The organism is Epilithonimonas tenax DSM 16811 (genome assembly GCF_000428485.1).
GTDB classification, from domain to species: Bacteria; Bacteroidota; Bacteroidia; order Flavobacteriales; family Weeksellaceae; genus Epilithonimonas; species Epilithonimonas tenax.
Window position 1 is genome coordinate 48,035 of record NZ_AUAA01000018.1, and the last position, 26,875, is coordinate 74,909.

21 protein-coding genes and 3 pseudogenes are annotated in these 26,875 nt (G+C 35.7%); 16 read left to right on the forward strand and 8 right to left on the reverse strand.

All coding sequences use genetic code 11. The annotated features are described in order from the left end of the window. Window positions 1-60 precede the first annotated feature (60 nt). From F564_RS0110485 to F564_RS19120, 8 genes and pseudogenes are all read right to left on the reverse strand, one after another. A complete protein-coding gene (locus tag F564_RS0110485) occupies window positions 61-243 on the reverse strand; it encodes a hypothetical protein (RefSeq protein WP_028122604.1) in 183 nt (60 codons plus the stop codon). Window positions 244-768: 525 nt separating this feature from the next. Next, window positions 769-3,309: a heavy metal translocating P-type ATPase gene (locus F564_RS0110490; protein ID WP_028122605.1), complete on the reverse strand. Its 2,541-nt coding sequence runs from the start codon at window positions 3,307-3,309 to the stop codon at window positions 769-771. Window positions 3,310-3,392: 83 nt separating this feature from the next. Continuing rightward, complete coding sequence (locus tag F564_RS0110495; RefSeq protein ID WP_028122606.1) at window positions 3,393-3,956, reverse strand: helix-turn-helix domain-containing protein; 564 nt, start codon at window positions 3,954-3,956, stop codon at window positions 3,393-3,395. Window positions 3,957-4,171: 215 nt separating this feature from the next. After that, window positions 4,172-5,214: pseudogene (gene arsB, locus F564_RS19115) on the reverse strand (ACR3 family arsenite efflux transporter). 3 nt (window positions 5,215-5,217) lie between these two features. Beyond that, a complete protein-coding gene (locus F564_RS0110505; protein WP_028122607.1) occupies window positions 5,218-5,832 on the reverse strand; it encodes an arsenate-mycothiol transferase ArsC in 615 nt (204 codons plus the stop codon). A 19-nt stretch (window positions 5,833-5,851) separates the two neighbouring features. Next, a complete protein-coding gene (locus F564_RS0110510; RefSeq protein WP_028122608.1) occupies window positions 5,852-6,316 on the reverse strand; it encodes a DUF6428 family protein in 465 nt (154 codons plus the stop codon). Window positions 6,317-6,375: 59 nt separating this feature from the next. Continuing rightward, a complete protein-coding gene (locus F564_RS0110515; RefSeq protein ID WP_028122609.1) occupies window positions 6,376-6,705 on the reverse strand; it encodes an ArsR/SmtB family transcription factor in 330 nt (109 codons plus the stop codon). A 924-nt stretch (window positions 6,706-7,629) separates the two neighbouring features. Then, window positions 7,630-8,040 (reverse strand): annotated as a pseudogene (locus F564_RS19120) (arsenic resistance protein); the annotation flags it as partial. 46 nt (window positions 8,041-8,086) lie between these two features. Between F564_RS19120 and F564_RS21205 the strand changes: the two are divergent. The 16 genes and pseudogenes from F564_RS21205 to F564_RS0110620 all read left to right on the forward strand — a co-directional run. Continuing rightward, complete coding sequence (locus F564_RS21205) at window positions 8,087-8,416, forward strand: DUF6660 family protein (RefSeq protein ID WP_394330632.1); 330 nt, start codon at window positions 8,087-8,089, stop codon at window positions 8,414-8,416. 227 nt (window positions 8,417-8,643) lie between these two features. Then, window positions 8,644-13,008 carry a CusA/CzcA family heavy metal efflux RND transporter gene (locus tag F564_RS0110550; RefSeq protein WP_028122612.1) on the forward strand — a complete coding sequence of 1,455 codons (4,365 nt, stop codon included), beginning with the start codon at window positions 8,644-8,646 and terminating at the stop codon, window positions 13,006-13,008. 1 nt (window position 13,009) lies between these two features. Further along, a complete protein-coding gene (locus tag F564_RS0110555) occupies window positions 13,010-14,257 on the forward strand; it encodes an efflux RND transporter periplasmic adaptor subunit (protein WP_028122613.1) in 1,248 nt (415 codons plus the stop codon). 17 nt (window positions 14,258-14,274) lie between these two features. Further along, window positions 14,275-16,326, forward strand: a complete 2,052-nt coding sequence (locus F564_RS0110560; protein ID WP_028122614.1) for a heavy metal translocating P-type ATPase — start codon at window positions 14,275-14,277, stop codon at window positions 16,324-16,326. 453 nt (window positions 16,327-16,779) lie between these two features. Beyond that, the gene (locus tag F564_RS0110565) at window positions 16,780-17,871 is read left to right on the forward strand and encodes a hypothetical protein (protein WP_028122615.1); all 1,092 of its coding nucleotides are present in this window, start codon (window positions 16,780-16,782) and stop codon (window positions 17,869-17,871) included. Between the two features lie 10 nt (window positions 17,872-17,881). Further along, window positions 17,882-18,205 (forward strand): bacteriophage spanin2 family protein, encoded by a 324-nt coding sequence (locus F564_RS0110570; protein WP_028122616.1) that lies wholly within the window; start codon window positions 17,882-17,884, stop codon window positions 18,203-18,205. 37 nt (window positions 18,206-18,242) lie between these two features. Continuing rightward, the gene (locus tag F564_RS0110575; protein WP_028122617.1) at window positions 18,243-18,605 is read left to right on the forward strand and encodes a hypothetical protein; all 363 of its coding nucleotides are present in this window, start codon (window positions 18,243-18,245) and stop codon (window positions 18,603-18,605) included. Then, window positions 18,602-20,089 (forward strand): relaxase/mobilization nuclease domain-containing protein, encoded by a 1,488-nt coding sequence (locus F564_RS0110580; protein WP_028122618.1) that lies wholly within the window; start codon window positions 18,602-18,604, stop codon window positions 20,087-20,089. The genes F564_RS0110575 and F564_RS0110580 overlap by 4 nt, the downstream gene beginning before the upstream one ends. Window positions 20,090-20,137: 48 nt before the next feature. Beyond that, window positions 20,138-20,833, forward strand: a complete 696-nt coding sequence (locus tag F564_RS19125) for a ParA family protein (RefSeq protein ID WP_051259641.1) — start codon at window positions 20,138-20,140, stop codon at window positions 20,831-20,833. Between the two features lie 34 nt (window positions 20,834-20,867). Then, window positions 20,868-21,461 carry a hypothetical protein gene (locus F564_RS0110590; protein WP_028122619.1) on the forward strand — a complete coding sequence of 198 codons (594 nt, stop codon included), beginning with the start codon at window positions 20,868-20,870 and terminating at the stop codon, window positions 21,459-21,461. A 135-nt stretch (window positions 21,462-21,596) separates the two neighbouring features. Further along, a complete protein-coding gene (locus F564_RS0110595; protein ID WP_371462110.1) occupies window positions 21,597-21,917 on the forward strand; it encodes a DUF4134 domain-containing protein in 321 nt (106 codons plus the stop codon). 1 nt (window position 21,918) lies between these two features. Beyond that, entirely contained in the window at window positions 21,919-22,233 is a 315-nt protein-coding gene (locus tag F564_RS0110600; RefSeq protein WP_028122620.1) for a DUF4133 domain-containing protein, read from the forward strand. After that, window positions 22,205-25,279, forward strand: a complete 3,075-nt coding sequence (locus F564_RS0110605) for a TraG family conjugative transposon ATPase (RefSeq protein ID WP_028122621.1) — start codon at window positions 22,205-22,207, stop codon at window positions 25,277-25,279. Before F564_RS0110600 ends, F564_RS0110605 begins: the two co-directional genes overlap by 29 nt. Beyond that, window positions 25,266-25,934 (forward strand): hypothetical protein, encoded by a 669-nt coding sequence (locus tag F564_RS0110610; RefSeq protein ID WP_028122622.1) that lies wholly within the window; start codon window positions 25,266-25,268, stop codon window positions 25,932-25,934. Before F564_RS0110605 ends, F564_RS0110610 begins: the two co-directional genes overlap by 14 nt. Window positions 25,935-25,945: 11 nt before the next feature. Next, window positions 25,946-26,632: a hypothetical protein gene (locus tag F564_RS0110615; protein ID WP_028122623.1), complete on the forward strand. Its 687-nt coding sequence runs from the start codon at window positions 25,946-25,948 to the stop codon at window positions 26,630-26,632. Window position 26,633: 1 nt separating this feature from the next. Then, window positions 26,634-26,875, forward strand: a pseudogene (locus F564_RS0110620) (hypothetical protein); the annotation flags it as partial.

Here is a 26,875-nt window from a genome sequence, read left to right on the forward strand (position 1 = left end):
TTTGCTTTTTAATTTCAGCAAAAGGGTTAGCTGTTTTTAAATCTATTGGTATTGGTAAGCTTACAGAAGATGAAGAAGTGCTACATCCACATGAACTGTGCTTACAATTGCCGTCGCAGTCGTGACCATTTTTGCATTTTTTACAGGACTTGTCCTTGCAACTGCTTTTATGTTCTGCTTTTGCAGATTGATCTTTTGAGCAGGACTTTTGCTCTGTCTTAGTTGTTTTTTTTGCACAAGCATAGCTTATGCTTGGCATTAGGAAAAAGCCCAAACATAGTAAGATGACAAAGCTGATATGTTTACTCAAATTTTTCAACACTACAAAATTATGAAATTATTTCTTTTAATTGCTATATTTTGCACTTTCGTGAACTGCAAACACAGAATTATAGATAAAATATCTAAATCACTAGTCTGCATAGTCCTTTTTATGCTTATTAAAATAAATATACAGTTAATTACCTAAAGTGTTTGTTATAAGTTAAATAACTAAACAGGTTATTAGGATAAGGAAATTATCTTTGTTTAATGGTTCTATCTTAAAACCTGCTTTCTGTACAGTTTCAATTACCTGTTCTTGTGTAATTCCTTCTGATTTTACGGTAAGCACCTTGTCTTTAGTTGTATCTACTTCCCAATGGCATATTATACCATGGTATTATCCAAATGAGGTTTTACAGATGCTACACATCCACCACAGTTAATATTTGTTTTGAATCGTAAGTCTTGATTATTCTTTTCCATTTTGTTTATTGAATAATTCATTTAAAGTTTAAAACTGCGTAATCGCAATGCATTTACGATTACCGATACAGAACTTAAAGACATTGCTAAAGCTGCAATCATTGGAGATAATAAAATTCCGAAAAACGGATATAAAATACCTGCTGCAATTGGAACACCAAGCACATTGTAGAAAAAGGCAAAGAATAAATTTTGCTTGATGTTTTTCATAACAGCATGGCTCAAATTTTTTGCTTTAACGATACCTAATAAATCGCCTTTTACTAAAGTTATTTTGGCACTTTCTATGGCTACATCAGTTCCAGTTCCCATAGCTATTCCGATATTGGCTTGTGCTAATGCCGGAGCATCATTTATACCATCACCAGCCATAGCTACAATTTTCCCTTCTGCTTGTAAACGTTTAATTTCGTTGAGTTTATCTTCGGGTAAGCATCCTGCTTTATAGGAAGATAAACCTAATTCATCCGCTACTGCTTTGGCTGTATTAACATTGTCGCCAGTAAGCATAATTACTTCTACACCTTGGAGCATTAGTTCTTTTATCGCTGCTGCACTCGAAGTTTTTATCGCATCGGTAATTGAAACAAAACCAACTGTAACATCATCAACAGCAATGTAAGAAACCGTTTTACCAAGTTTTTGTTCTGCAATAATTTTGGTTTCTAAATCGTCAGAAATAGTTGCCTTAACCTGTTCCATTAGTTTTTTATTGCCTAATGCTACTTTTCTATTGGTAACCGTTCCTGTAACTCCTTTTCCTGTAACATTTTCAAAATCTTTGACTCCAATTAATGAAATAGATTTTGTTTTGGCATAATTGACTACTGCTTGTGCCAATGGATGTTCACTGTATTGGTTTAAGGAAGCTATATTTTGCAATAAATCATCCTCGTTATTAGTTGATGCGTAAATTTTTTCTACAGAAGGTTTTCCCTCAGTTAGCGTTCCTGTTTTATCTGTTATTAAAACATCCACCTTATTCATATTTTCTAAGGCTTCGGCATTTTTAATTAATACTCCAGATTGTGCTCCTTTGCCCACACCCACCATCACAGACATCGGCGTGGCTAAACCTAAAGCACAAGGACAAGCTATGATTAAAACTGCAATGGCATTTATAAATCCATAAACCTTCGCTGGTTCTGGACCAAATAGTGCCCAAACAAAAAAGGTAATTACTGAAATGATTACTACAATGGGTACAAAATATTTAGAAATACTATCGGCTAATTTTTGAATGGGTGCTCTTGAACGAGAAGCATCGTTAACCATTTGTACAATTTGAGAAAGTAATGTTTCAGAACCTACTTTTTCGGCCATCATTACAAATGATTTGTTCCCGTTGATTGTTCCCGAAATTACATTATCGTCTTTCTTTTTGTCAACGGGAATTGGTTCTCCTGTAATCATTGCTTCATCAATACTGCTTTCACCATCGGTTATTTTTCCGTCAACTGGAATTTTATCTCCTGGTTTTACGCGTAATAAATCACCTTTCTTAATATCATGAATGGAAATCACTTTATCGCCCCCTTCACCAATCAAAGTAGCTTCGGTTGGTGCTAATTGTAATAACGCTTTTATAGCTCCACTGGTTTGGCTATGTGCTCTTGCTTCTAACAATTGTCCCAACAAGACCAGTGTAATGATTACTGTTGCTGCTTCAAAATAAAGATGAATGGTTCCGTGTTCGGTTTTAAATTCTTCCGGAAAGATATTCGGAATCAGCATTCCTACAATACTAAACAAAAATGCAACTCCAGTTCCTATTCCGATAAGGGTAAACATATTTAGATTCCAAGTGATTATGGATTTCCAAGCTCGTACAAAAAACATCCAACCAGCATAGAAAACAACAGGAATTGAAAACAGAAATTGCACCCAGTTCCACATGTTGCTGTCCATTATTTGAAATAACGGATTGTTATGTACCATTTCCATCATGGCAATAATAAAAATTGGCACCGTAAAGAGGGTTGCAATTTTCATTTTTTTAAGCAAATCCAGATAGGTTTTTTTTTCTTCGGAATCGCTTGGTTCCATGGGTACTAAATCCATTCCGCATATAGGACATGAACCCGGACTATCTTGAATAACTTCGGGATGCATTGGGCAGGTGTACATCGTTTTCTTTACATTCAATTCTGCTTCTTTTACCAAATGCATTCCACAAACAGGGCAATCGCCAGCTTTATCATAAGTTTTATCGCCTTCACAATGCATTGGACAATAGTATTTGCCTTTTATATTGCTAGTCACTTCGATTGTTTTTTTATCATCGTGAGAATGAGCAGAGCAGCAGGATTTTGCCACTGGTTCATTTGTCGTGGTATGTTGTGGGCTTTTGTTATTGCTCATTTCTATGGTATATTTTCCAACAACGGTTAATGCTTTTTGCAATTGTGTAGTTGGAATGTGTTTATCCATTGTCAGGGTAGCTGAGTTTTCATCTTTTGAAACTTCAACATTTGTCACATTTTCAACCTTTAATAAAGCTGATTTCACCTTTGCTTCGCAACCTCCACAGGTCATACCTGTTACTTGATATTTGTGTACCATTTTGTATGAGTTTTATGATACAAAGTTCCGTATTGTTTCCATTTTTTCGTTGTGGAATTTTGGGAATGATTTGTAAGATTTACTTAGACCTTATCCAAAGGTTTTCTTTTATCCTCTCGTATTCGCTTGAAATAACTTGGGGTAAGTCCTGTTACCTTTTTGAATTGGTTGCTTAAATAGGCTACACTTGAGTAATTTAAACGGAAAGCAATTTCACTCAAAGATAGTTCATCATATACCAATAATTCTTTTACCTTCTCTATTTTTTGGGCAATAAAATATTTTTCGATAGTAGTGCCTTCAATTTCTGAAAATAAATTAGAGAGATAATTATAGTCGTGGTGTATCTTGCTATTTAAAACATCCGACAAATTGTATTTTGTTTCGCCATCCTGATGATGAACGAGGTCAATAATAATATTTTTTATTTTTTCTATAATTCGGCTTTTTTTATCATCTATTAATTCAAAACCTAATACAGTCAGTGCTTGCACTAAATTGGTTTTAACGTTTTCAGCTAATTCTTTATCCAAGGTAACTTCTCCCAGCTTTATATTTTTCACAGTCAATCCAAGCTTCTCCAATTCATTCTGCACTACCATAATACAACGGTTGCAAACCATATTTTTTATAAAGAGTGTTGTCATATATTTTGTGCTTTATTTGAAATTAGCTTAAAATAAGCTCTATAAAATTACAATTAATATTTTCTTGTAATTGTAGAACAGTTGTCAATTGATGTATTTATCCACTGCGTTGTCCAATTCTTCATTTTTAATATTGCTTAAATTTATATCTGCCAAATGGAAAACTGGTCAAGTAGTTTGCTGACTTTCTTTATATCATTTCTTTATTCAAAGCATCAATGAGCATTTTGGTCATAATATTTCTTCTTTAGCCACAAACTTGCACGTACCAATAATATCAGTACAGGAACTTCCACCAATGGGCCGATAACGCCCACAAATGCCTGTGGCGAATGAATACCGAAAACCGATATTGCTACGGCTATTGCCAATTCAAAATTGTTTCCTGTGGCTGTAAATGCGATGGATGCGTTTTTATCGTAAGGAACTTTAAGAGATTTATTGATAAAGAAGCTCACGAAAAACATAAGTATAAAATAGATGATTAACGGTATTGCTACTTTTACTACATCCATTGGCAACTCTACTATTTTATCGCCTTTCAGACTGAACATCAATACTATAGTAAACAGTAAAGCATACAATGTAATGGGCGATATTTTGGGTACAAATTTCCGGTTATACCATTCTATACCTTTTGATTTTACAAGGATGTATCGGCTTAAAAACCTGCCAAGAAAGGAATACCTAAATATATCAATACGCTTTCGGTAACATCTTTCATTGATACGCTTACATTGAAATTGGCTAATACTAATTTTGCAGGTAATACGTTGATGAATAACCATACTAAAAAACTGTAAGTAAATATCTGGAAGATACTGTTTAATGCAACTAACATAGCTGTATATTCTCTGTTTGCTTTAGCTAAATCACTCCAAACGATTACCATTGCGATACATCTTGCCAAACCTATCAGTATCAAACCTGTCATATAATCGGGTTCATTCCTTAAAAATAAAACGGCTAACCCGAACATTAGCACTGTACCGATAACCCAATTCAGCAATAAGGATATACCAATTACTTTTTTATCCTTAAACGCCATAGGCAATAATGAATAATCAACCTTTGCTAATGGCGGATACATCATCAATATTAAACCTATTGCCAACGGAATATTTGTAGTGCCTACGGATAGCGCATTTGTAATTTTTGAAATACCGGGAAAAATATATCCCAATCCTATACCTACTGCCATTGCAAGGAATATCCATAAGGTAAGGTATCTGTCTAAGAATTTTAGTTTTGGTTGCATCGGCTACATTTTAATCATTGAAAAAACATAGAACATTTCCGTTGCTATCTGTAAACTTCTATCAGCATAGACCTTTGATTGTTCCGGTGTATTGTCTGAAATTTTAGGGTCTTCAAATGTGATAGGTATTCTCTTTTCTGCTCCTGCAATAAAAGGGCATCCGCCGTCTGCCTGTGAACAGGTCATAATAGCTGCAAACGCTGATACAGGATTGAAAGGGCTATCATATTTTTTGGAGAAACCAACAATCGGCAAAGAATTATCACTATACTTTATGGCATATACAGGATTGTCGGTATCTGCTATTTTGAAAATACTTAATCCCTGATGTGTCAATGTTTCTGCCACTTTCGGGAATAATGCCGTTTCTTCTGTACCACCCGAATAACAATGTACCTTTGGGATAACATAGTGTGCTGCTGCTACCTGTGCCCAAACCTGCGATAAATGGCTTCTTCGGGAATTGTGGGTACAAATGAAGTTGATACTTATTTCCTGACTATTGTTTACTTTTTGCTGTACAAAATCTATCAGTGGTCGTAATATATTTTTGCGTTCTTCACTGATGTTTTGAAAAGTAGTAACATTGTTTATTGTTTCAACTAAATTCTTATACATTTTGATTGATTTAAAGGGTTTAACAACATCCTGAATTAGGTGTGCAGGAAGCATTATTCAACGCTGATAATTTTATTTTTTGCTTTTCGACAGGAATACCGCAAGCATCCTGAGCAAGACAAGCTGTTGTTTTACTTTTCAGTACGAATGTTTTTCCGTTGAAATCCAAATCATATTTCCCGATAGTATCAATTTGATATTCTACTTCAATTTCGGCATCTTCCATACCTAATTTTTCTTCGGATAGTTTGATGATATTTAATAGTTTGGTTGGCTTCAATCTATGTTCGTAATCGTCAGCATTCCATAATTGGAAATTGACAACTTTTTCATTGCGGATTACACCACCACAATCAATAAAAATTTTATTGATTTGCCCAACTTCGGTAACGTGGAAATGTTCGGGAACAAACGTTCCGTTCTCTAATTGAAATTCAACATGCTCTAATGTTGGTAAGATTTCTTTGATTTTTGATAGTTTCATAATTTCATTATTTAATTGTTATATTGCATTATTACGATTGATTTGGTTAAAATAAATGCTTAGCAACATTTATCAATACCTATATCGTCAACAAAGAAAGTATTGAGTTCCTTCTTAATCTGCTGCCAGACATTTTCATCAATGCAGTAGCATACACTGGTTCCCTCTATATTTCCTTTGATAATACCAATGTTTTTTAGTTCTTTCAAATGCTGCGAAATGGTAGCTTGTGCCAATCCCAATTCCTCTACCAAGTCATTACAAATACAGGCATTTTGTTTAATGATATATTGCAGGATAGCTATGCGTGCAGGATGAGCCAATGCCTTTAGCGAAGTTGCTAAACGGTTCTGCTGTTCCGTGTATATTTCAGTTTTTGTAACTCCCATTTTTATCAAAAATTATACATCGCAATATTACGATTAATATTTTAACTACCAAAATTGTTTAAAAAAATATTTAGTGAAGTTTACCCCTGTTGCACCAAATGTTGCAAATTCGGATCATTTTTTTTATCCGCTCTTTTTCATTTTCAATAATATTTACAATGTTTATTTTTATCTGGCGGTAATTCAGTAAAGATATCCTGTTGTTGATTTCCGGGCAATGATGGCGGTTGCTTTTAGGGTTGGTTTTGTTGGATGTCCTTTCAAAGCCACTTCGCTTTTTTGCAAAACGCAATTCCAAAGTCTAAAGTCCTACGTTTTTCCGAACAAAAAAGCTTTGAGGGGATGTCAGGTTCTCTTCCCTTTTTTAATTTGACGGAATGTATTGTGAACTCTGCTGTAGCTTTCCCTGCAAACTGTATAAAAAGGATTATACTAGTCATCAACCTGCATAAAATAAATACAGCTTTAAATTCATACCTGTGTAAATAAGATACAGATCATCATCATAAAATAGAATCATGCCGATCATCAAACCTGCGTAATACACATACAGCTGGAGTTCATACCTGCGTAAATCATATACAGGTCACCTGCTTAAGATAAGTACAGGTCAAAATCCTTACGATTTGATCTACAATACGATAGATAAATTATCACTTTGAAAGGATTTATTATTTACTTTCGTATGCTCAGACTTCACTTCCACACATTTCCAATAAAAACAATAAAAGAATCAAAACTGCTGATTATCAATACTATTAATCGTTTTTCAGAACTCCGAAAAATAAGCGGCTTTTTTTGAGCAAGATGTGTCTTTGTATATACAAACTTTTCAAGTTTGATATCCAAAGACGATCTTGCCTTTTTTGCAAAAAGGGGAAAAAACTGCGGAACTTGTTTTTTAGAGTTTCAGCTAATATTTTTTTAAGAATAGTATTTTCTTTTTAACCATAAACTAACCCTAACCAATAAAATTAAAACAGGTACTTCAACAAGAGGGCCGATGACCCCAACAAATGCTTGTGAAGAATGGATTCCAAAAACCGCTATAGCAACAGCAATAGCTAATTCAAAATTATTTCCAGTGGCTGTAAAAGCAATAGATGCATTTTTGTCGTAAGGCAATTTCAATGCTTTAATAATGAAAAAACTGATGAAGAATGTAAGAACAAAGTAAATTACTAATGGTATAGCAACTTTAACAACGTCCATTGGTAGCTCTAAAATTTTGTCTCCCTTCAAACTAAACATCGATACTATGGTAAACAGCAAAGCATACAATGTTATAGGTGAAATAGCCGGAATGAATTTTCTATTGAACCACTCTTTCCTTTTATCTTTTAAAAGTAAAACATAAATTAAAATTTAATACTTTTGTAAGGTGAAAATTTTAAGACTCATATTGACATTCTATTTCTTGGCACTATCCGTAATGCCTTGTACTGATGCGTGTGGTATGAACACAAACACTACTTCAAAAAAAAATGAGTTTGTGCGACGTGCTAATAATCAAACAAAAAGCAATGATATTTGCAGCCCTTTTTGCACTTGTAGCCATTGTAATACACCCGTTCATTTAACATTTGATGTTTTTGCACTTAAAGTAAAGAAACCTATTATTAATCCTCTACTCAAATTCCCTGTTCGAGAATTATCTTTCATTTCCAATTTCTATGGAAATATTTGGCAACCCCCTAAGCTTACTGTTTAATTTTTGCAGAGTTTTTAAATACTATTGAAGGATATTGCAAGCTAAATTTAATTATATGTTTACTGTTTACGGTATTGTTGTTAGTACCCCTCGTACGACACAATACACAATTCATTTAGACAAATAATTATAGGCATTATATACCTCATTAGTTAGTTATTTAATTATCTGCGGGCTTACCTAAAGGGGAAGCAAGTTTTCTATTACAAAAATTTAAACAGATATACGTGTTAGATAATATTATAAAATTTAGTATCAAGAACAAGCTCGTTATTGGAATAATGACCTTGTTACTTATCATTTGGGGAAGTTGGAGTATTACCAAATTATCCATTGATGCTGTACCCGATATTACCAATAATCAGGTACAGATTATTACGGTTTGCCCTACGTTGGCAGGTCAGGAAGTAGAACAATTAGTAACCTTTCCCATTGAGCAAAGTATTGCCAACATTCCCGATTTGGAAGAAACCCGAAGCATTTCACGGTTTGGGCTTTCGGTAATTACTGTAGTATTTAAAGATAAAGTAGATATTTATTTTGCCCGTCAGCTTATTAATGAAAAACTGAAAGATGCCGAAGAAAAAATACCAAAAGGAATTGGGACACCGGAGCTTGCCCCTGTAAGCACCGGTTTGGGCGAAGTTTACCAATATATCATTCACCCTAAAAAAGGAAGTGAGAAAAAATATAATGCTAAAGAACTGCGGACGATGCAGGATTGGATTGTTGCCCGCCAGCTTTTCGGCACACCTGGAATTGCCGAAGTAAATAGTTTTGGTGGCGAACTGAAACAATATGAAGTAGCTGTAAATCCTAATCGCTTAAAAGCTATGGGTGTAAGCATTACTGATATTTTTACTGCATTAGAAAAAAACAACCAAAATACAGGTGGTGCTTATATTGATAAGAAACCAAATGCTTATTTCATTAGAGGGATTGGATTGGTAACTTCATTGGATGATGTAAAAAACATCAGTGTGAAAAATAATGTAGGAAGTATCCCAATTTTTATTAAAGATGTGGCAGATGTACGTTTTGGAAATGCGGTAAGATATGGAGCAATGACCTACAATGGCGAAGTAGATGCCGTAGGTGGTGTGGTGATGATGCTCAAGGGGTCAAACAGTAGCGACGTTGTAAATCGCATCAAAGAAAAATTGCCAGTTATTCAAAAATCTTTACCTAAAGATATTATTATAGAACCCTATTTAGACCGTACAGATTTGGTTGACAGAGCGATGGGTACAGTACAAAAGAACCTGATAGAAGGAGCATTGATTGTCATCTTTGTATTGGTACTTTTCTTAGGAAATTTTAGAGCTGGATTGATTGTAGCATCTGCTATTCCTTTGGCGATGTTGTTTGCTTTGGCTTTAATGAATGTGTTTGGCGTAAGTGCCAATTTAATGAGTTTGGGAGCAATAGATTTTGGATTGATTGTAGATGGTGCGGTAATTATAGTAGAAGCTACATTGCATCATTTAGGTTTGAGAAAATCTAAACAAAAGCTTACACAGCAGGAAATGGATAGTGAAGTATTTGCCTCCGCTTCCAAAATTCGTAGCAGTGCGGCATTTGGCGAAATCATTATCCTAATCGTATATATTCCTATTCTTACATTGGTGGGTGTAGAAGGTAAAATGTTCCGGCCTATGGCGCAAACAGTAGGCTTTGCCATATTTGGAGCATTGATATTATCATTGACCTATATCCCGATGATGTGTGCTTTATTCCTATCAAAAAAACCAATGCTAAAAGAAACTATCTCGGACAGGATGATGAATTGGCTACAGAGAAAATACCAGCCATTATTGGAAAAAGCCATCAAGATAAAATATTGGTTAGTGGGAATTACTGTTTGCATATTTGCCTTTAGTCTTTTCCTGTTCAGCAGAATGGGTGGCGAATTTATACCACAATTACAGGAAGGAGATTTTACATTTGAATTTAAAATGCCTCTCTCAGCCTCTCTTTCTCAAAGTATTGAAACTTCAATGCAAGCATCAAGAATTATCAAACAATTTGACGAAGTAAAAGTGGTAGTTGGTAAAACAGGTGCGGGAGAAGTACCTACTGACCCAATGCCTCCGGGAGCGACAGATTTAATGGTTATTTTAAAACCGCAAAGTGAATGGAAATCACATAGAACCTATGATGAATTGGGAGAGGCAATTGAAGATAAATTAAAAGTTATTCCAGGCGTTTTTGTTGAAAAGACCCAACCTATACAAATGCGATTTAATGAATTGATGACAGGAATAAAACAAGATGTTGCTGTAAAAATATTTGGCGAAAATTTGGACAGTCTTTCATTATATGCAAAAAAAGTAGAAAATGCAATAATAAATGTACACGGGGTTTCAAGACCTCAAATAGAACAAGTTGATGGTTTGCCGCAAATTAATGTAGAATACGACCGTACAAGATTAGCCAATTACGGAATAAATGTAGAAGATGTAAACAATGTATTAAGTACCGCTTTTGCAGGAAAAAGTGCAGGTGTAGTATTTGAAAACGAAAGAAGATTTGATTTGGTAGTACGTTTAGACAGTACACATCGTAGCAGTATAGAAGATGTAAATAATCTGATGATACCAACTTCAATAGGTAATCAAATTCCGCTTTCAGAAGTAGCAAATATTGATTACAAATTAGGACCGGCACAGATAAGCCGTGAAGCGGGCAAACGTAGAATTGTAATCGGTTTTAATGTTGAAGGTCGGGATGTACAAAGTGTTGTAGAAGAAATTCAGCAAAAACTAAATACAGATGTAAAATTGCCATCTGGCTACTATTTCACTTACGGAGGTCAATTTGAAAACTTACGGGAAGCCAGTAACCGATTAATGATAGCCGTTCCTGTTTCCTTATTATTGATTTTTGTACTGCTCTATTTTACATTCCGTTCTTTCAAGCAAGCAGGCTTAATATTTACAGCTATTCCAATGAGTGCCATAGGTGGCATATTGGCTTTATTGCTTCGTGGTATGCCTTTCAGCATCAGTGCGGGTATTGGCTTTATAGCCTTGTTTGGTGTAGCAGTCCTCAACGGAATTGTATTGATAGGCACTTTCAATCAATTAGAAAAAGAAGGAATAAAGGACATTGTTGAACGAGTAATAGAAGGAACTAAAATCCGACTGCGACCAGTATTGATGACAGCAACTGTTGCCAGTTTAGGATTTCTGCCAATGGCATTAAGTAGCAGTGCAGGTGCAGAAGTTCAAAAGCCTCTAGCAACGGTAGTAATTGGTGGTCTCATAACTGCAACTGTCCTGACGTTGTTTATTTTACCAATGCTATATATTATTTTTAATACAAAATTCGTAAAGAATAGTTTAAAAATGAAACCTTTGACAACGATTGTCGCTTTAGGATTTTTATTAGCTGGACAAACATTGAGTGCTCAAACCACTAAGACACTGTCGGTAGAGCAGGCAACAGAAATGGCATTGAGCAATAATTATTCAATTAAATCGAAAGATTTGGATATTAAAGTTTCAGAAGCTTTAAAACCAACAGCCAATGAAATTCCGAAAATGAATTTCAATGCCCAACTTGGCCAATACAACAGTCCGAAGTTTGACCAGTCGTTTTCGATTTCTCAGAGTATTCCGTTTCCTACTTTGTTCAAAGCAAGAAAGGAACTTATCGCTCAGGAAATAAAAGGAAAACAAATTAACAGAGAAATTACCGCCAACGAACTGGCAAAACAGGTGAGAACGTATTTTTATCAGATTGAATACCTTCATTACAGTCAGACAAAATTGATGAAACTGGACAGTTTGTATCAGGATTTTATCAGAATAGCAACCGTAAGATTCAATGCCGGTGATATCAAGAAAATCGAAATAAGTACCGCAGAAACTCAGAGAGGAGAAATTAATCTTTTATTAAATCAGAATAAAATTTATCTGAAAAATGCCTACAAAAATCTGAGAACTTTGCTTAATACAGATGATGAAATTGAGATTCCACTCAATAAAAATTATCAGCCACTGAAAGCGGAATATGTTCTAGACAGTACGGCAATTGCCAATCATCCGACCGTAAAAACATTTTACCAGGAAATGGAAATTGCCGAGAAAAATAAAAATGTTGAGAAGTCGCAAGGCTTACCGGAATTCAGTTTAGGTTATACGAATCAATCGATTATTGGTTTTCATACCGTGAATGGGCAGGAAAAATATTATAATGCTGGAAACCGCTTTAATGTTGCCAACATCGGTGTTTCAATTCCTCTGAGTTTTGGAGCGACCAAAGCGAGAATTCAGTCTCTGGATTATCAAAAACAGATAGCAGAATCCAATGCGAAACTTCAGCAAAAACAATTGACAACTCAGTTAGAAAATAGTTTGAGCCAATACAAGCAAGACGTTCAGCAATATGATTACTACGTGAATCAGGCTTTACCCAACGCAGAAAAAATCGTAAAGGCAGGACAACTCGGGTACAAAACCGGAGAAATTTCCTACGTCGAATATCTTTTTGCATTACAGACCGCAACCAATATTCAGCTGAAATATCTGGAATCAATTCAGCAGGTCAATCAATCTGTGATTACTATTAATTCTTTAATCAATAAATAAAATGAAACAACATATCATCTATACTGCTTTTGCCTTTGTTTTTCTCCTAAACTGTGGAAAAAAGGAAGCTGCAAAAGAATCTGAAAGTGAAGTAAAAACCGAAGAACGCGGAGAGGAAACTCCACAAACCATCGCAAGCCTTACGGAGGAACAAATGAAAGCTGTCGGTATAACTTTTGGAAAAATCGAAATGAAAGAACTGACTTCCACAATCAAAGCCAATGGTGCATTACGTGTTCCTAATAATAACAAAGCAACAATCACTTCAATGTATGGTGGAATTATCAAAACTTTGAATGTTCAGATTGGAGATTTTGTGAGAAAAGGGCAGGTGATAGCCTCTATTTCAAATCCGGAATATATCCAGTTACAGGAGCAATATTTGACCGTCAAAAGCAGGATTGCATTTGCAGAACAGGAATACAGAAGACAAAAAGAATTGTTTGATAATGATGCCGGCGCAAAGAAAAACCTTCAAAGCTCGGATGCTGAACTGAAAACTTTAAGAACACAACTTTCATCTTTGCAGAGACAGCTTCAGATTATGGGAATCAATCCTGAAAATATTAATAATGGAAATTTGAGGTCAGGTTTGGTTATAACATCTCCAATAAGTGGCACGGTAAGCAATATTTCTTCACAAATTGGAAGTTATGTCGATATTTCTTCGCCTGTTGCGGAAATAATAGATAACGGCTCTCTACATCTCGATTTACAGATTTTTGAAAAGGATCTGCCAAAAATGAAAGTGGGGCAGATTGTTCATTTTAAATTAACAAATAATCCGGAAACCGAGTACGATGCAAAAATCTACAGCATTGGTTCATCCTTTGAAAACGACAGCAAAACAATTTCGGTTCACTGTTCTGTAACCGGAAACAAATCCGGATTGATCGACGGAATGAATATCACAGGAATTGTAAGCCTTGATAAGAGTACAACACCGGCAGTTCCCAATGAAGCCATTGTAGAAGCCGACAGCAAATATTTCATTTTTATGAAAACAGAGAAAAAAGCTGAAGAACATCACGAAGAGGAGGAAGGTGAACATTTAAATGAGAAGAAGATACCTGAGAAAGAAGAAAAAATGACAAATTTTGAAAAAATAGAAGTTGTAAAAGGTTCTTCCGATATGGGATATACTGCAATTACAACCGTTAATGAAATTTCTGCAAATGCGGAAGTTGTTATTAAAGGTGCATTTTTTGTCAATGCTAAACTGAGTAATTCCGGGGAACACGAACATTAATTTTAAAATCTACGACAATGGAACACAAACATATTTACGACAAGGAAGGAAATCAGCTTTGCTGCACAGCACAGGAAGGCAAAATCTACAATGATACTGGCGCCAAAAAATTACTTGAGGATGACAAATGCTGTTCTACCAAGAATAACAAAGCGGAAGCGCACAGCGAGGACGACGGGCACGACCACGACCATAGCACTGGTGAGAAAAATACATTTCAAATGTTTTTACCAGCAATTGTTTCTCTGGTTATTCTGTTGATAGGCATCGTACTGGATAACTTTTTTCCGCAGGAGTGGTTTCAAGGCTGGGTACGAATCGTATGGTATGCGGTGGCTTATTTGCCTGTGGGTCTACCCGTTCTAAAAGAAGCGTATGAAAGCATTGCCAAAGGTGACGTTTTTTCGGAATTTTTTCTAATGGGCATTGCTACTATAGGCGCATTTGCAATCGGAGAATATCCGGAAGGGGTTGCTGTTATGTTATTCTACAGTGTAGGAGAGGTTTTCCAGACACTTGCTGTTTCGAGAGCAAAGAATAATATCAAAGCATTGTTGGATCAGCGTCCTGATGAGGTGACCATTCTTGAAGGTAACCAACCAAAGACCATCCCTGCCAAACAGGCGAAAATTGGGGATATTGTACAGCTAAAATCAGGAGAGAAGCTGGCTCTGGACGGAGAGTTGGTAAGTGAATCCGCATCGTTCAATACCGCTGCATTAACTGGTGAAAGTAAGCCTGATACTAAAAACAAAGGTGAGAGCGTGCTTGCCGGAATGATCAATCTACAGACTATTGCTCAGGTAAAAGTGACAACTGCTTACGAAGACAGTAAGTTGAGCAAAATTTTGGAATTGGTACAAAATGCGACGGCTCAGAAGGCACCTACCGAACTTTTTATCCGAAAATTCGCAAGGATTTATACACCCATTGTCGTCGGACTCGCAGTACTGATATGCCTACTACCATATCTGTTCGTGGAAAATTATATTTTCCGTGACTGGCTTTACAGAGCATTAGTGTTCTTAGTTATCTCTTGTCCGTGCGCCCTGGTTATCAGCATTCCTTTAGGCTATTTCGGCGGAATTGGCGCAGCTTCAAAAAATGGTATACTGTTTAAAGGAAGTAATTTTTTAGACATTATTGCCAATATTAAAAATGTGGTGATGGACAAGACCGGAACAATGACCGAGGGCGTCTTTAAAGTTCAAGAAGTTACTTTAAAATCTGAATTTAATAAAGATGAAATTCTGAAGATGGTAAATGCTTTAGAAAGCAAAAGTACCCATCCGGTCGCTACGGCAATCCATCAATATGTCGGCGAAATTGACCATTCTATACAATTAGAAAATACAGAAGAAATTGCTGGGCACGGATTGAAAGCCAGTATCAACGGAAAAGATCTACTTGTGGGAAATTTTAAATTGATGGATAAGTTCAATATCAAATATGATCTTGACCCCTCGCAGATCGTTTATACAATAATTGCAATCGCATATGACGAAAAATTTGCAGGCTACATTACTATTGCAGACAGTATAAAAGCGGATGCACAACTGAGCATTGATAATCTTAAAGCCTTAGGTGTAAAAACTACGATGTTAAGCGGAGACAAGAGCACTGTTGTAAAATTTGTTGCAGATCAACTGGGAATTAATAACGCCTTTGGCGATCTGTTACCGGAAGATAAGGTCAACAAAGTAAAAGAGATCAAATCACAAAATGAAACAGTTGCCTTTGTGGGAGACGGCGTCAATGATGCTCCTGTTGTTGCCTTAAGCGATGTAGGTATTGCAATGGGCGGATTGGGAAGTGATGCAACCATTGAGACCGCAGACGTAGTCATTCAAGACGATAAGCCAAGCAAAATACCGATGGCAATCAATATCGGAAAGCAAACCCGGAAGATTGTTTGGCAAAATATTTTTCTAGCTTTTGCTGTAAAAGCGCTTGTACTGGTATTGGGAGCTGGTGGATTAGCAACAATGTGGGAAGCTGTTTTTGCTGACGTAGGAGTTGCTTTATTAGCTATATTAAATGCTGTCAGAATTCAAAAAATGAAATTTTAGTAAATATTTTCTTAGAAATTATATCAAGAGAGATTATGTAACTGCAAGTAAAATTGTAAGTTGCAAAAATATTTTTTTTCAAGTACAAAGGACGTTAGATTAAAAACTAACGTCCTTTCGCTTTAGGTATTAATCATTGATAGTGCAATCCTTTATTTAATTTGCTTAACTATTTCATTTTCTATTATTTCCATCCTTCCAAACCTAAGTAGATTATCGTTTTATAAAGAATTATTAAATTACTATCATAAAGGAAGAACATTTCATCAATATTTTTTGGATTGTTCTTATTTTGAGCGAATATTCCAGATTAATCTTTTTTAGTCTTTTTTAATCTTCGCTATTTTCCAGACTAATCCAGATTATTCTTATTTAGCCCAACCCCCTTGAAGACTATTGTTTTGAAAGATTTTAACGCCCAATTTTGTCACAGAATTTTTAATCAAAATACTAATGAAAAAATTGAGTCATCTTCTACTAACATTAACAGTAGTATCAATCCAAGGTCAGGTCGGTATCAATACCCAAACTCCGGAAGCGACTTTAGAAGTGGTAGGAAAACCAAATGATGTCAATCATTATGATGGGATAATTCCTCCACGGATAACGGGAAACCAACTCGCAGCAAAAACATATTCATCTGCAAAAAAAGGAGCTGTCGTGTTTGTAACATCTCCAGCTACTAATTTATCCGGTCAGGTCATTCATATCACAAAGTCCGGGTTGTATTATTTTGACGGTGATCTATGGAAGTCATTTATACAAGAAGACCCACTAGATACAGTTGCGCTCAAGGGCAACACTTCTACGGTTGAACTTATTGTCAAGAACAGTCTGCATCTTGATTTTGATGAGAAAGAAAATTACATACTGGGCATTTCCAGAAGTCCAATCATAGGTGATTACAATTCTATTTTTGCCACCGATTCAAATATAACGTCCGGAAAGGGAAATTCAGCCAGCGCTTACGCAATGTCTCAAGGCGAAATTACAGGTAAACTTAATTATGGAGCAGGAGTTTCAGCATTGAACGGAATCTTAAATGGAGTGATTTCCGGAAGCAGAAATATCGGAATTGGTCCTGGAGCCATGTCATACATCACTTCAGGAAACGATAACATATCTATCGGCTACCTGTCAGGAACAGGAAACAGAACAGGATCTAACAATATTTTCATTGGTATTGGTGCAGGCAGCCCAGCCACAGGAAACAGAAGCATAAGTAATAAACTGGCTATACATTCAACCCCCGTCACAACAAGTTCAACCAGCTTTTGGGATAGTATCACGAACAATTATACGGATTACAAATTTGCTTTGATTTCGGGGGATTTTTCTGAAAGATGGTTAAATATCAATGGCAAGCTCAGCGTAACACCTTCCCAAATGCCCAATGCAGACGGAGATTTATCCTATACAAAAAAAGTGGTTGCCAAAGCTGATGGATCATTTGGTTTCGCAACAGAAACGGTTCCTAACCCTCCGTCTACCGGAACATATATTCTGAAAAGTGTTAACGGCGTAACAAGTTGGGTAACGCCATAATCATAAAACTATGAAAATTTTTTTTAAATCTTTATCGCTAATAATTATCGTTTCGCTAACATCTTGTAGAGCTATTATTTCGAATCCGGGCAAACCATTAAAAGATAATTCTCTAGAAATAAATCAGAAATATGAAGTTCAGGATTTCACTGCAAAAATCCACAAAATAAAAATCACATTAATTGATAATAAAAGTATTTATGGCATTTCCAAAAAAGGAGAGACTATCTCAATCGATAAAAAACAAATCAGGGAAGTGAAAAAAGTAAAGGTCGTGAGTTCTATCGTTGTAGGCATTATGGCAATTGCAACGGTCATCCTTGTTCCAATATAGAAAACAACATTTAGAAAATCAAATTTGAATTTGAAAGATGAATACTGATGAAGCAAAAGATGAGGTGATTTTGATCAGGATCAAGGGTCAAAAAAAGAAAGACTGGAAAAATCTTTGTTCCAAAAAGCAAATTTCTCTGACAAGCTTAATCATCGACTCTGTTGAGAACAGGATTTTAAATGATGAGAGGAGAAAAATATTGGCGTTCATTGAAAAACAGGATAACATTTTCGGGAAAATTGAAACCAACATCAATCAGGTAGCAAAAATAGCAAATGGTCAAAAGTTCATCAGCGAAAAAGAGCTCAGAAATTTTTCGGATAAGTTAGCAGAGATCTTAATTCTGAAAAAAGAACAGAACGAAATATTTATGAAAATCTATGCAAAGCTATCAAAATGATTGTTAAGATCATGGATCCGGCAGGTCCGAGTTTTCCAGGAGTTCATTATAACGATAAGAAAATTGATAATGGAACCGGAGAATTAAAGCTGATGAAAAATTTTCCTTCCTTCATTAACGAATCAAGCAGCAAGGAAGAAGTAAGAAACTATTTGAGAGCTATTTCGATTGGGAACAAAAAAGTGCAGAAACCTCAATTTCACGCAATGATCTCTACGAAATTTCAAGGACATTCGAAAGAAGAGCTGACTAAGATCGCGGCGAATTTTATGGATGAAATGAAATATGGCGAACAGCCTTTCATTGTGGTGTTTCATAAGGATACAGATAATAATCACGTACACATAGTTTCTACCCGAGTTGATAAACAGACAGGGAAAAAGATCAATGACAGTTATGAAAGGCTTAAAGCCCAAAAAGCATTAAGCGTTACAATGGAAAAATTGTATGGTCAGAAACCGGAAGAAGAACTGGAAAAACTGCTGAACTACAAAATAAGTTCGCTTAATCAGTTGGAAACTCTACTCAATAGAAATGGATATAAGATAGGCAAAAACACAAATGATGAAAATTCTTTTAAAATTTTAAAAAACGGGGTAATACAGCAAACACTTTCAGGAAGTCAGATTGTTTTTGATAACAGCAAAAATGATAAAAGGGCAAAGCAGATCAAAGGTATATTAAGCAAATACAAAGAATTGTATTCCACCAAGGTTTTTAAAGTAGAAGATGATAGGCAACTGAAATCGATGCTCCCAAAAGAAAAATTAGAAGAAAATGATTTAAAAGTAAAAATCACTTTTGAAAGTGAACTTCAAAAAAAGTTGAGAGATGTTTTCGGGATCGATATGGTTTTTCATCATAAAGAAAAAAATCCTTTTGGCTACACTGTAATCGACCATAAAACACAAAAAGTATATAAAGGTAGTGATCTACTGAAAATGAATGAAGTATTTGAATTTACTTCTGAAAAGCTGGATAAGAAGACTTTTGAAATCCTGAAGGATTATAATATTCGCAGCCAGGAAACAAAAAAGATCCTGCTTGAATTTTTTAAGAAGAATAATCCGGAAGCAGAAATCAAGGACTTTATGCTTTTTGAAAACCGGGGTAAAAAAGATCTGGAAACCTATCGAAAAGTCCAGTTTGAAGTAAAGGACTTTATTAGAAATAACAAAAACACAAATGATGAAAAAAAAGATATTTCTATAACGACTGCTGAAGACGGAAAGCTGTATGCTGTTCATACCAAGTTCCATTACGTGGGTGAACTTCAGCCATTAATCGGAGAAAAGGAATATCAAAAATTTCTGAATCCCATAAGCGTAAATGAAGTGCAAACAGAAAACCGGACTGAAAATAATGAAAAAACAGAATTAAACAAAGCCGTCAACGAACTTCTTTTTGAGTTGATGAAAAGTTCTGGAACTGCAAAAGACCCTGCCGAAAATGAACTCAAAAAAAGACAAAAAAAGAGACGATAAAGTTGATGGAAAAATCGTCTTCAGTCCAGTAAAAATCAACTAAAACCTATGATCATCACATTTGCTACCCAAAAAGGAGGAACCGGAAAAACGACATTAGCCATAGCTTTTGCCAATTACATTACCGCTATTTCAGAAAGGAAAATCAATGTTTTCGATTTTGATTATCAGAAATCATTTTACTACAAATGGAAAGATGATGAGCTATTGGACATTCCAAAATTGTACGATGTAGAAATTATTGGCGAGGAAGAAGAGCAGCCTTTTTCAGACTTTGAAACTCTCATTAATTTAAAAGAAAGCGATGAGATTAACCTCTTTGATTTGGCCGGAACGCTCGATGCAAAATACAGTGATTTGCTCATATACAGTGATTTTATCGTAACACCTTTTGAGTATTCCGATGTTTCTGTAAAATCGACTTTGGTCTTTATCAATATGCTGGGACTATTGGAAAGTGAGGCTGAAAGAGTATTTATCCGTTCCAAATATGATAAAGGCTACAAGTATCTGAATCAGGAAGCAATGGACATTGAGCTCGCAAAATATGGAATGCTGCTGCCAAGTCCGGTATTCAAAAGAAACTGCCTACAAACTATTAATACCAGAAGCCTGATAAGCAAACAAAAATATGCAGTAGAACATACATTCGATGAACTTATAAAATACATCAATGAAACCTCAAAAATCAAAATACAAGTGATTAAAAAGAAGGAAAAAATAAAAGATTCAATACCAACATAAAACAACGATCGACTGACAACTAAATCAATAAAAAATGATAAAAATCTCACTTACCATTCTGGCTGTTTATCTGATGTATTATGCAGGTAATATCTTATACGATCTGTTTCTGAAAAAAGAAAGAGAAACCTATAAAGAAGAGACGGAGGAATTTTCTTTGTCCGAAATTTCCGAACAGTACGAAGATCTTACTGCAACTATAGGGATTGAAGATGTAGAAAATCTCAACACTCCCAAGTCCTTTAATAAAAATGTAATCCATTCTGATATCACTGAAGGAAATGAAGAACGACAAGATCTGGAGTATTTAAGAAAACAATTTGAATCTGAACAAGATCTGGATGAATTCGATAATCCATCAAAAAAGGATTTTACCGAAATTGAAAACCAATCACATCCTGAAAATGCTGAATCAAGCGAAGAGTATTTTGAACAAAAGGAAAAAATATCAACCGAAAAGGAAAATCAGAAACCTAATGAAGTGATTAGCGAAAACCCGATCACGGTTAGTGCAGACCAGAAAACTTCCAGAATAAAAGATTGGAAGGCGATGCTCAATCTTTCTGAAACCTTGGTTCAAATGGTTGCGAACTACGATGGATACAAAGTTTATCAATCCACCATGTAGTTAGCCAACTTAAACAAAATCTAACGCACTGATTATTAGAATTAACAGCGGATTTCCATCCGTTGTCCGGGACTTCTATGCCCAAAATTTAACACTCAATTGATTATTAACCCTTTATAAATTTTTTGAATTATGATGAAAAATTTTTTCACAAAAAACGTGACAACAAAAAAAGTTCTAACCCTGGCCTTGGCAATTATGGCGATAACCCCCGCATTTGCCCAAGGTGGTGCAACAGCAATTTCGAATGCAGCAAGTGATATCACTGATTATTGGGATCCGGTCAAACTGATCTTGAAAGCAGTAGGAGGATTGGTTGGTTTCATCGGAGGTCTTCGGGTTTACAACAAATGGACGAATGGTGATCAGGATGTCAACAAAGAGATCCTTGGTTATGGTGGAGCAATGATATTCCTGATTGTAGTTCCGGAATTCGTAACAGCATTCTTTGCCTAATATGGGATTCTATCTCTACAAGGGGCTGAAAAAGCCTCTTGTATTCTTCGGACTCAAAGGGAAATACATCTTTTACGCAGTCGGCGTCATCGGAGGCGGGATCATTTCCGCATTGGTACTCTCGAAGTTTGGTCTCTTAGGCTCTTTGCTTGGTCTTGCAGTCACTGCGGGAGGTGTTTACTTCATTTTCAAAAGACAGGATAAGTATGGTTTGTATGACAAGACCAAAAACTTCGATCACATCTTAATTTTTCCAAAAAGGTTAGACAGTAATAAACTTTTAAAGAATGGCAACAACAAAAAAACAAGCATTTAGCATCCCATTTATAGGCTATGATTATGGAAAAGATTTCAATTGGGATTTTGATGTCCTTTTCGGACAATATGGTAATCCGATTATCGGGATCAAGATAAAAAATATTGTAGAGCAATATTCGGCAGACCCGGATAGCTATCTTAATTTCCACACGGTGTTAAATCAGGTGGTATCGATCATTGGAGAGGGAAGAATTGTTCAGAAGCTCGATATTTTTTCTAAGAAGAAATATACTGCAGAGCAATCCAACCAATTTCTACAACAAAAATATTCAGAACATTTTGACGGCAGGCTTTTCAAAACCATTGAAACGGTTCTGTTCTTTACAGATATTATTGATGATAAACTGAAAAAGAAAAAAAAGCATTACAATTTCTCTGAAAAAAGCTATAAAGAACTACGGGACAAATGCCAAAAAGTATTGATGCTTTTGAAGCAGAATGACTGTGAACCGCAGTTTTTGTTTGAGAAAGATTTTGAATATTACATTTCTGGTGTTTTGTCGATGCAGTTTTCCGAATCTCCCCTATTTGATAATATCAAAAGCACCAACGAATTTTTGCAGATTGGGAACCGATTCGTGAAGAACATTTCTTACGTGGATGTAGAAAACATCGATTTACCTTCAGAAATCGAACCTTATTCTGTTCTCGGCGGTAATGGCGCGGCAGCTGAGACGGCGGTTGATAATTTTAGTTTTATCAATGAACTGGAAGACTACGAAACGATTGTCTATAATCAGATCATTGTGATTCCGCTTCAGGCACAGCAGCAGAGGGAACTCGACAAAAAGAAGAAAAAGCACGAGGGAGCAGCCAACAATTCTCCTTCCAATGCGATCATAGCAGACGAGATTCAGACCCTGCTTCATAACATAGCCATTGACGGACAGCTAGTTGTTAACGCTCATTTTTCCATCCTTTTTTCTGCACAGACACTGGAAAAAATGGAGAACATCCAATCGATGATAGAAAACAAATTATTCACAAAAGGAATCATTGTTTCAAAAAATGCCTACAACCAATTGGAACTCTGGCGATCAGCCATTCCTGGTAATGGAACAGAACTCAGGGAGTATGATCTGTTTATGACGACAAGCGAAGCGGCCTTGTGTTTTTTTTTTAAAGAAAGTTACCCCGTCAATGAAGAATCCAATTTCTATCTGAGGTTTACAGACAGACAAGGCGTTCCACTAAAAGTAGATCCTTCGGATCTACCGATGAAAATAGGAAGAATTAATAACAGAAATAAGTTCGTTCTCGGACCTAGTGGGTCAGGCAAGAGTTTTTTAATGAACAATATTATCGAGCAGTATTTGACCTACAATTATGATGTAGTCATTGTTGATACGGGAGATTCCTATTCGGGAACCTGCAAATATAAGGGAGGAAGATACATCCAATACACTGAAGAAAAACCGATTACTATGAATCCTTTTCTGATGAATAAGAAAGAATTTAATATCGAAAAAATCGAATTTTTGACCAACCTGATCTTCCTGATCTGGCAAGGTCCGGATGCTGCAATGTCATCCGCACAAAAATCCATTTTAGACAATGTGTTGATGTCGTATTACCATCAGTATTTCAACTCGGGAACACAGTGGTATGAAAATAAAACATCTGAAGAACTCATTCTATATTTGGGTAAATACAACATTCACGAAGAGGATCTTTTTTCTGAATATGAGAATGAAGCCAAAGGACAGCATACTTACTATGACATTTTGGGAATTACTTTCGATGCCAGTTCCGATGAAATAAAAGAAGCAGGAAGAAAATTGTTGAAATTTTATCATCCTGATAAGAACATCAATAATCCGGAATATGAAAGCGAAAATTTTTACAAGGTTTATGAAGCGTATGACACGCTTAACGATGAAGAAAGAAGGAAAATATACAATGAAACGCAGTTGATTTTAATCAAGTCGAATGACATCATCAGACAACCCAGATCAGCTGATGAATGGAATGAATCCTTTAGAAAAGCCATCATCAGAAAAATCAAAGAATTAGAAGAAAAGCTAACAGTAGCAGAACTTTCGTTCAATGGGTTTTATGATTACTGTGATCAATTTCTTCCTATCTACCTGAATAACAAAAAACACAATATTATAGAAAAGGAATTTAATCTGCGCACTTTTTTATTTGTACTGAAAGATTTTTACAAAGGCGGAAGGTACGGCACTACGTTAAATGAAAATGCAGATAATACGCTGTTTGACGAATCTTTTATTGTTTTTGAAATTGATAATGTAAAAGATAATCCCAAACTCTTTCCGATCGTAACACTCATTATAATGGACACTTTTATTCAGAAAATGCGCCTTAGAAAAGACCGCAGGAAAGCATTGATTATCGAAGAAGCCTGGAAAGCCATTGCGAGTAAACTGATGGGAGGCTACATTCTTTATTTATACAAAACGGTAAGGAAATTTTGGGGAGAAGCAGTAGTGGTAACGCAGGAGTTGGATGATATTATTGGAAATGCAGTGGTTAAAGATTCCATCATCAATAATTCGGACACGTTTATATTGCTTGACCAGACGAAGTTCAAAGACAACTTTGATAAAATAGCATCACTGCTTTCGCTCAATAAAGTAGAGCAAAACAAGATTTTTACGATCAACAATCTTAACAACAAATTCGGGAGGAGCCGATTCAAGGAATTTTATCTGAAACGAGGTTCAAAAGGAGAAGTGTATGGAAATGAAGTGTCCCTTGAACAGTATTTGACCTATACCACGGAAAAGCCCGAAAAGTCAGCAGTTGAGTACTATGTGCATCAATATGGAGACTATGACGAAGCATTGCACAGGATAGTTGGTGACTTAAAAACCTTCGGAGATAGTCTCGAAAACTTAGTGTCACTCGTGAACTTATATCAAAATCCTCTGGATCAAAAAATCAATTCCTTTTACAGAATGATGAAAAAAGAACACAAAGGAAAGAATGTTTTCAAAGTCATCTCGCAGGAATTGGAAGACCGAAATCTCAGTTTTTTAGAATTAATCAACCAAAAACAAGAGCTATATGAAAAAATTTAGTCTCAAAATAGTAATGCTTCTTTTCCCACTTTATGGGACAATGGCATTCGCTCAAAACACCTACATCGACCCAACCGTAACGGCGGCAATGATTCTCTATTCTGAAAATCTGAAAGCCAAACAGAACGAAGTCATTGAGGAAACTTCAAAGTTAAAGGACGCACAAACCTGGGTGGGAACCCAGATGGTTGCAGCTAATGATATTCAGAATAAAATTTTGAAGGGTTTAAAAGAAGTTTCCGGCACTTTACAAAATGGAATTCAGGCACAGGAAATCTATTCTGAGCTTAATAAATGCTACAATTATTCATCGCAGGTTGTACAACTAGCATCAGAACATCCTGAATATGCAATATTCGGAGTGAAAGCTTCACAAAAAACCTATGAGCAAAGTCTAAAGATCGTGACCGATGTATCTGATATTCTCGCATCCGGAGAACTGAATTTTGCTACTGCAGGAGATCGATATAAAATCCTGCATAATATTTCCGGTAATGTGAAAAATCTGAAGCTTTGGCTTTTGGCGATAAAGTTACGATTGGAAAAAGCCAATCGATTAGGATTCTGGAATTCAATTAATCCATTTGCAGGGTATATCAATACCGACAAAGGTATTGTTGAAAACATAATGAACAGGTACAAACGGAATTTTTAAAAAATTACAAAATGTTAAAGAAGATTCTTCTTAGCCTATTTATTCCGGCTGTTTATTTTGTGTTGACATCCTCCGGTGGCGGTTCTACACCTGCCTGGCAACAGGAAAATGTTTCTTTTCCGATGATGGATATAGAAATCAATGCCACTATGAAAGAACACGACAGGCAAAAGGAAATGCGCCAAAAACAAATTGCCAATGCTACCGTAGAAACAGCTAATAGAACCCAATGGAACCAATTCAAGGAAAAGATTACCAAAGTTCAGGACAGATTGCGGATTATTTCATTTGCCATTCAAGCTGTACCGACAGGAATAGCAATGAGCAGGGAAATAACCAAAATAACAAACAATCAGACTGCTATTATCAATGAAATAAGTGATGCTCCTTATTCAATTATTGCGGTATTGCCTTCCCAGGTTCAATTTGTTGATGATCTGCAAATGGTAACAAGGTTAGTAACAGGGATCATTTTGTCTTACGGAGCCATCAACCAAATGGAAAAATCAGAACGTAAAGTATTATTGGACTATGCTTTAGGGGAACTAAAGGCAATAAGCAGGAATTCTACGCATATGCTGCTCAAGATAAGAGATATTAAAGCCAAAGTAAAACGTAACAAAAGAGCCTTTCAATATTATGTCAATAGGGATAAGCAAGTAGTTGAAAGCATCATGGATAACATCAAATCTTTCTAAAATGAAAAAACTATTTTTTTCCGGAGTTTTTTTCTTCTCTGTTGCATCTGTAAAAAGCCAGCAAATAGTGATTAACGACAAACTTCTGTCACAGATCACCGTAAACCACGGTGTTCGATTAGGAAGCGAACAGGCTTTTCTGGATTCCTATGAAAAGCAAAAAGAATTGTATGATGATATCAACAATAAAATCACGCAGATCATTGCGATTCAGGAATACATCTATCAACAACTGAAAAATGT

Bases quoted from the DNA above. Each gene is read 5' to 3' on its own strand.
- F564_RS0110560 (WP_028122614.1), top strand. From the start codon at position 14,275: ATGGAACACAAACATATTTACGACAAGGAAGGAAATCAGCTTTGCTGC.
- F564_RS19125 (WP_051259641.1), top strand. From the start codon at position 20,138: ATGATCATCACATTTGCTACCCAAAAAGGAGGAACCGGAAAAACGACA.
- F564_RS0110590 (WP_028122619.1), top strand. From the start codon at position 20,868: ATGATAAAAATCTCACTTACCATTCTGGCTGTTTATCTGATGTATTAT.
- F564_RS0110505 (WP_028122607.1), bottom strand. From the start codon at position 5,832: ATGTATAAGAATTTAGTTGAAACAATAAACAATGTTACTACTTTTCAA.
- F564_RS0110605 (WP_028122621.1), top strand. From the start codon at position 22,205: ATGGCAACAACAAAAAAACAAGCATTTAGCATCCCATTTATAGGCTAT.
- F564_RS0110600 (WP_028122620.1), top strand. From the start codon at position 21,919: ATGGGATTCTATCTCTACAAGGGGCTGAAAAAGCCTCTTGTATTCTTC.
- F564_RS0110595 (WP_371462110.1), top strand. From the start codon at position 21,597: ATGAAAAATTTTTTCACAAAAAACGTGACAACAAAAAAAGTTCTAACC.
- F564_RS0110555 (WP_028122613.1), top strand. From the start codon at position 13,010: ATGAAACAACATATCATCTATACTGCTTTTGCCTTTGTTTTTCTCCTA.
- F564_RS0110485 (WP_028122604.1), bottom strand. From the start codon at position 243: ATGCTTGTGCAAAAAAAACAACTAAGACAGAGCAAAAGTCCTGCTCAA.
- F564_RS0110615 (WP_028122623.1), top strand. From the start codon at position 25,946: ATGTTAAAGAAGATTCTTCTTAGCCTATTTATTCCGGCTGTTTATTTT.
- F564_RS0110580 (WP_028122618.1), top strand. From the start codon at position 18,602: ATGATTGTTAAGATCATGGATCCGGCAGGTCCGAGTTTTCCAGGAGTT.
- F564_RS0110565 (WP_028122615.1), top strand. From the start codon at position 16,780: ATGAAAAAATTGAGTCATCTTCTACTAACATTAACAGTAGTATCAATC.
- F564_RS0110490 (WP_028122605.1), bottom strand. From the start codon at position 3,309: ATGGTACACAAATATCAAGTAACAGGTATGACCTGTGGAGGTTGCGAA.
- F564_RS0110610 (WP_028122622.1), top strand. From the start codon at position 25,266: ATGAAAAAATTTAGTCTCAAAATAGTAATGCTTCTTTTCCCACTTTAT.
- F564_RS0110515 (WP_028122609.1), bottom strand. From the start codon at position 6,705: ATGGGAGTTACAAAAACTGAAATATACACGGAACAGCAGAACCGTTTA.
- F564_RS0110510 (WP_028122608.1), bottom strand. From the start codon at position 6,316: ATGAAACTATCAAAAATCAAAGAAATCTTACCAACATTAGAGCATGTT.
- F564_RS0110570 (WP_028122616.1), top strand. From the start codon at position 17,882: ATGAAAATTTTTTTTAAATCTTTATCGCTAATAATTATCGTTTCGCTA.
- F564_RS0110495 (WP_028122606.1), bottom strand. From the start codon at position 3,956: ATGACAACACTCTTTATAAAAAATATGGTTTGCAACCGTTGTATTATG.
- F564_RS0110575 (WP_028122617.1), top strand. From the start codon at position 18,243: ATGAATACTGATGAAGCAAAAGATGAGGTGATTTTGATCAGGATCAAG.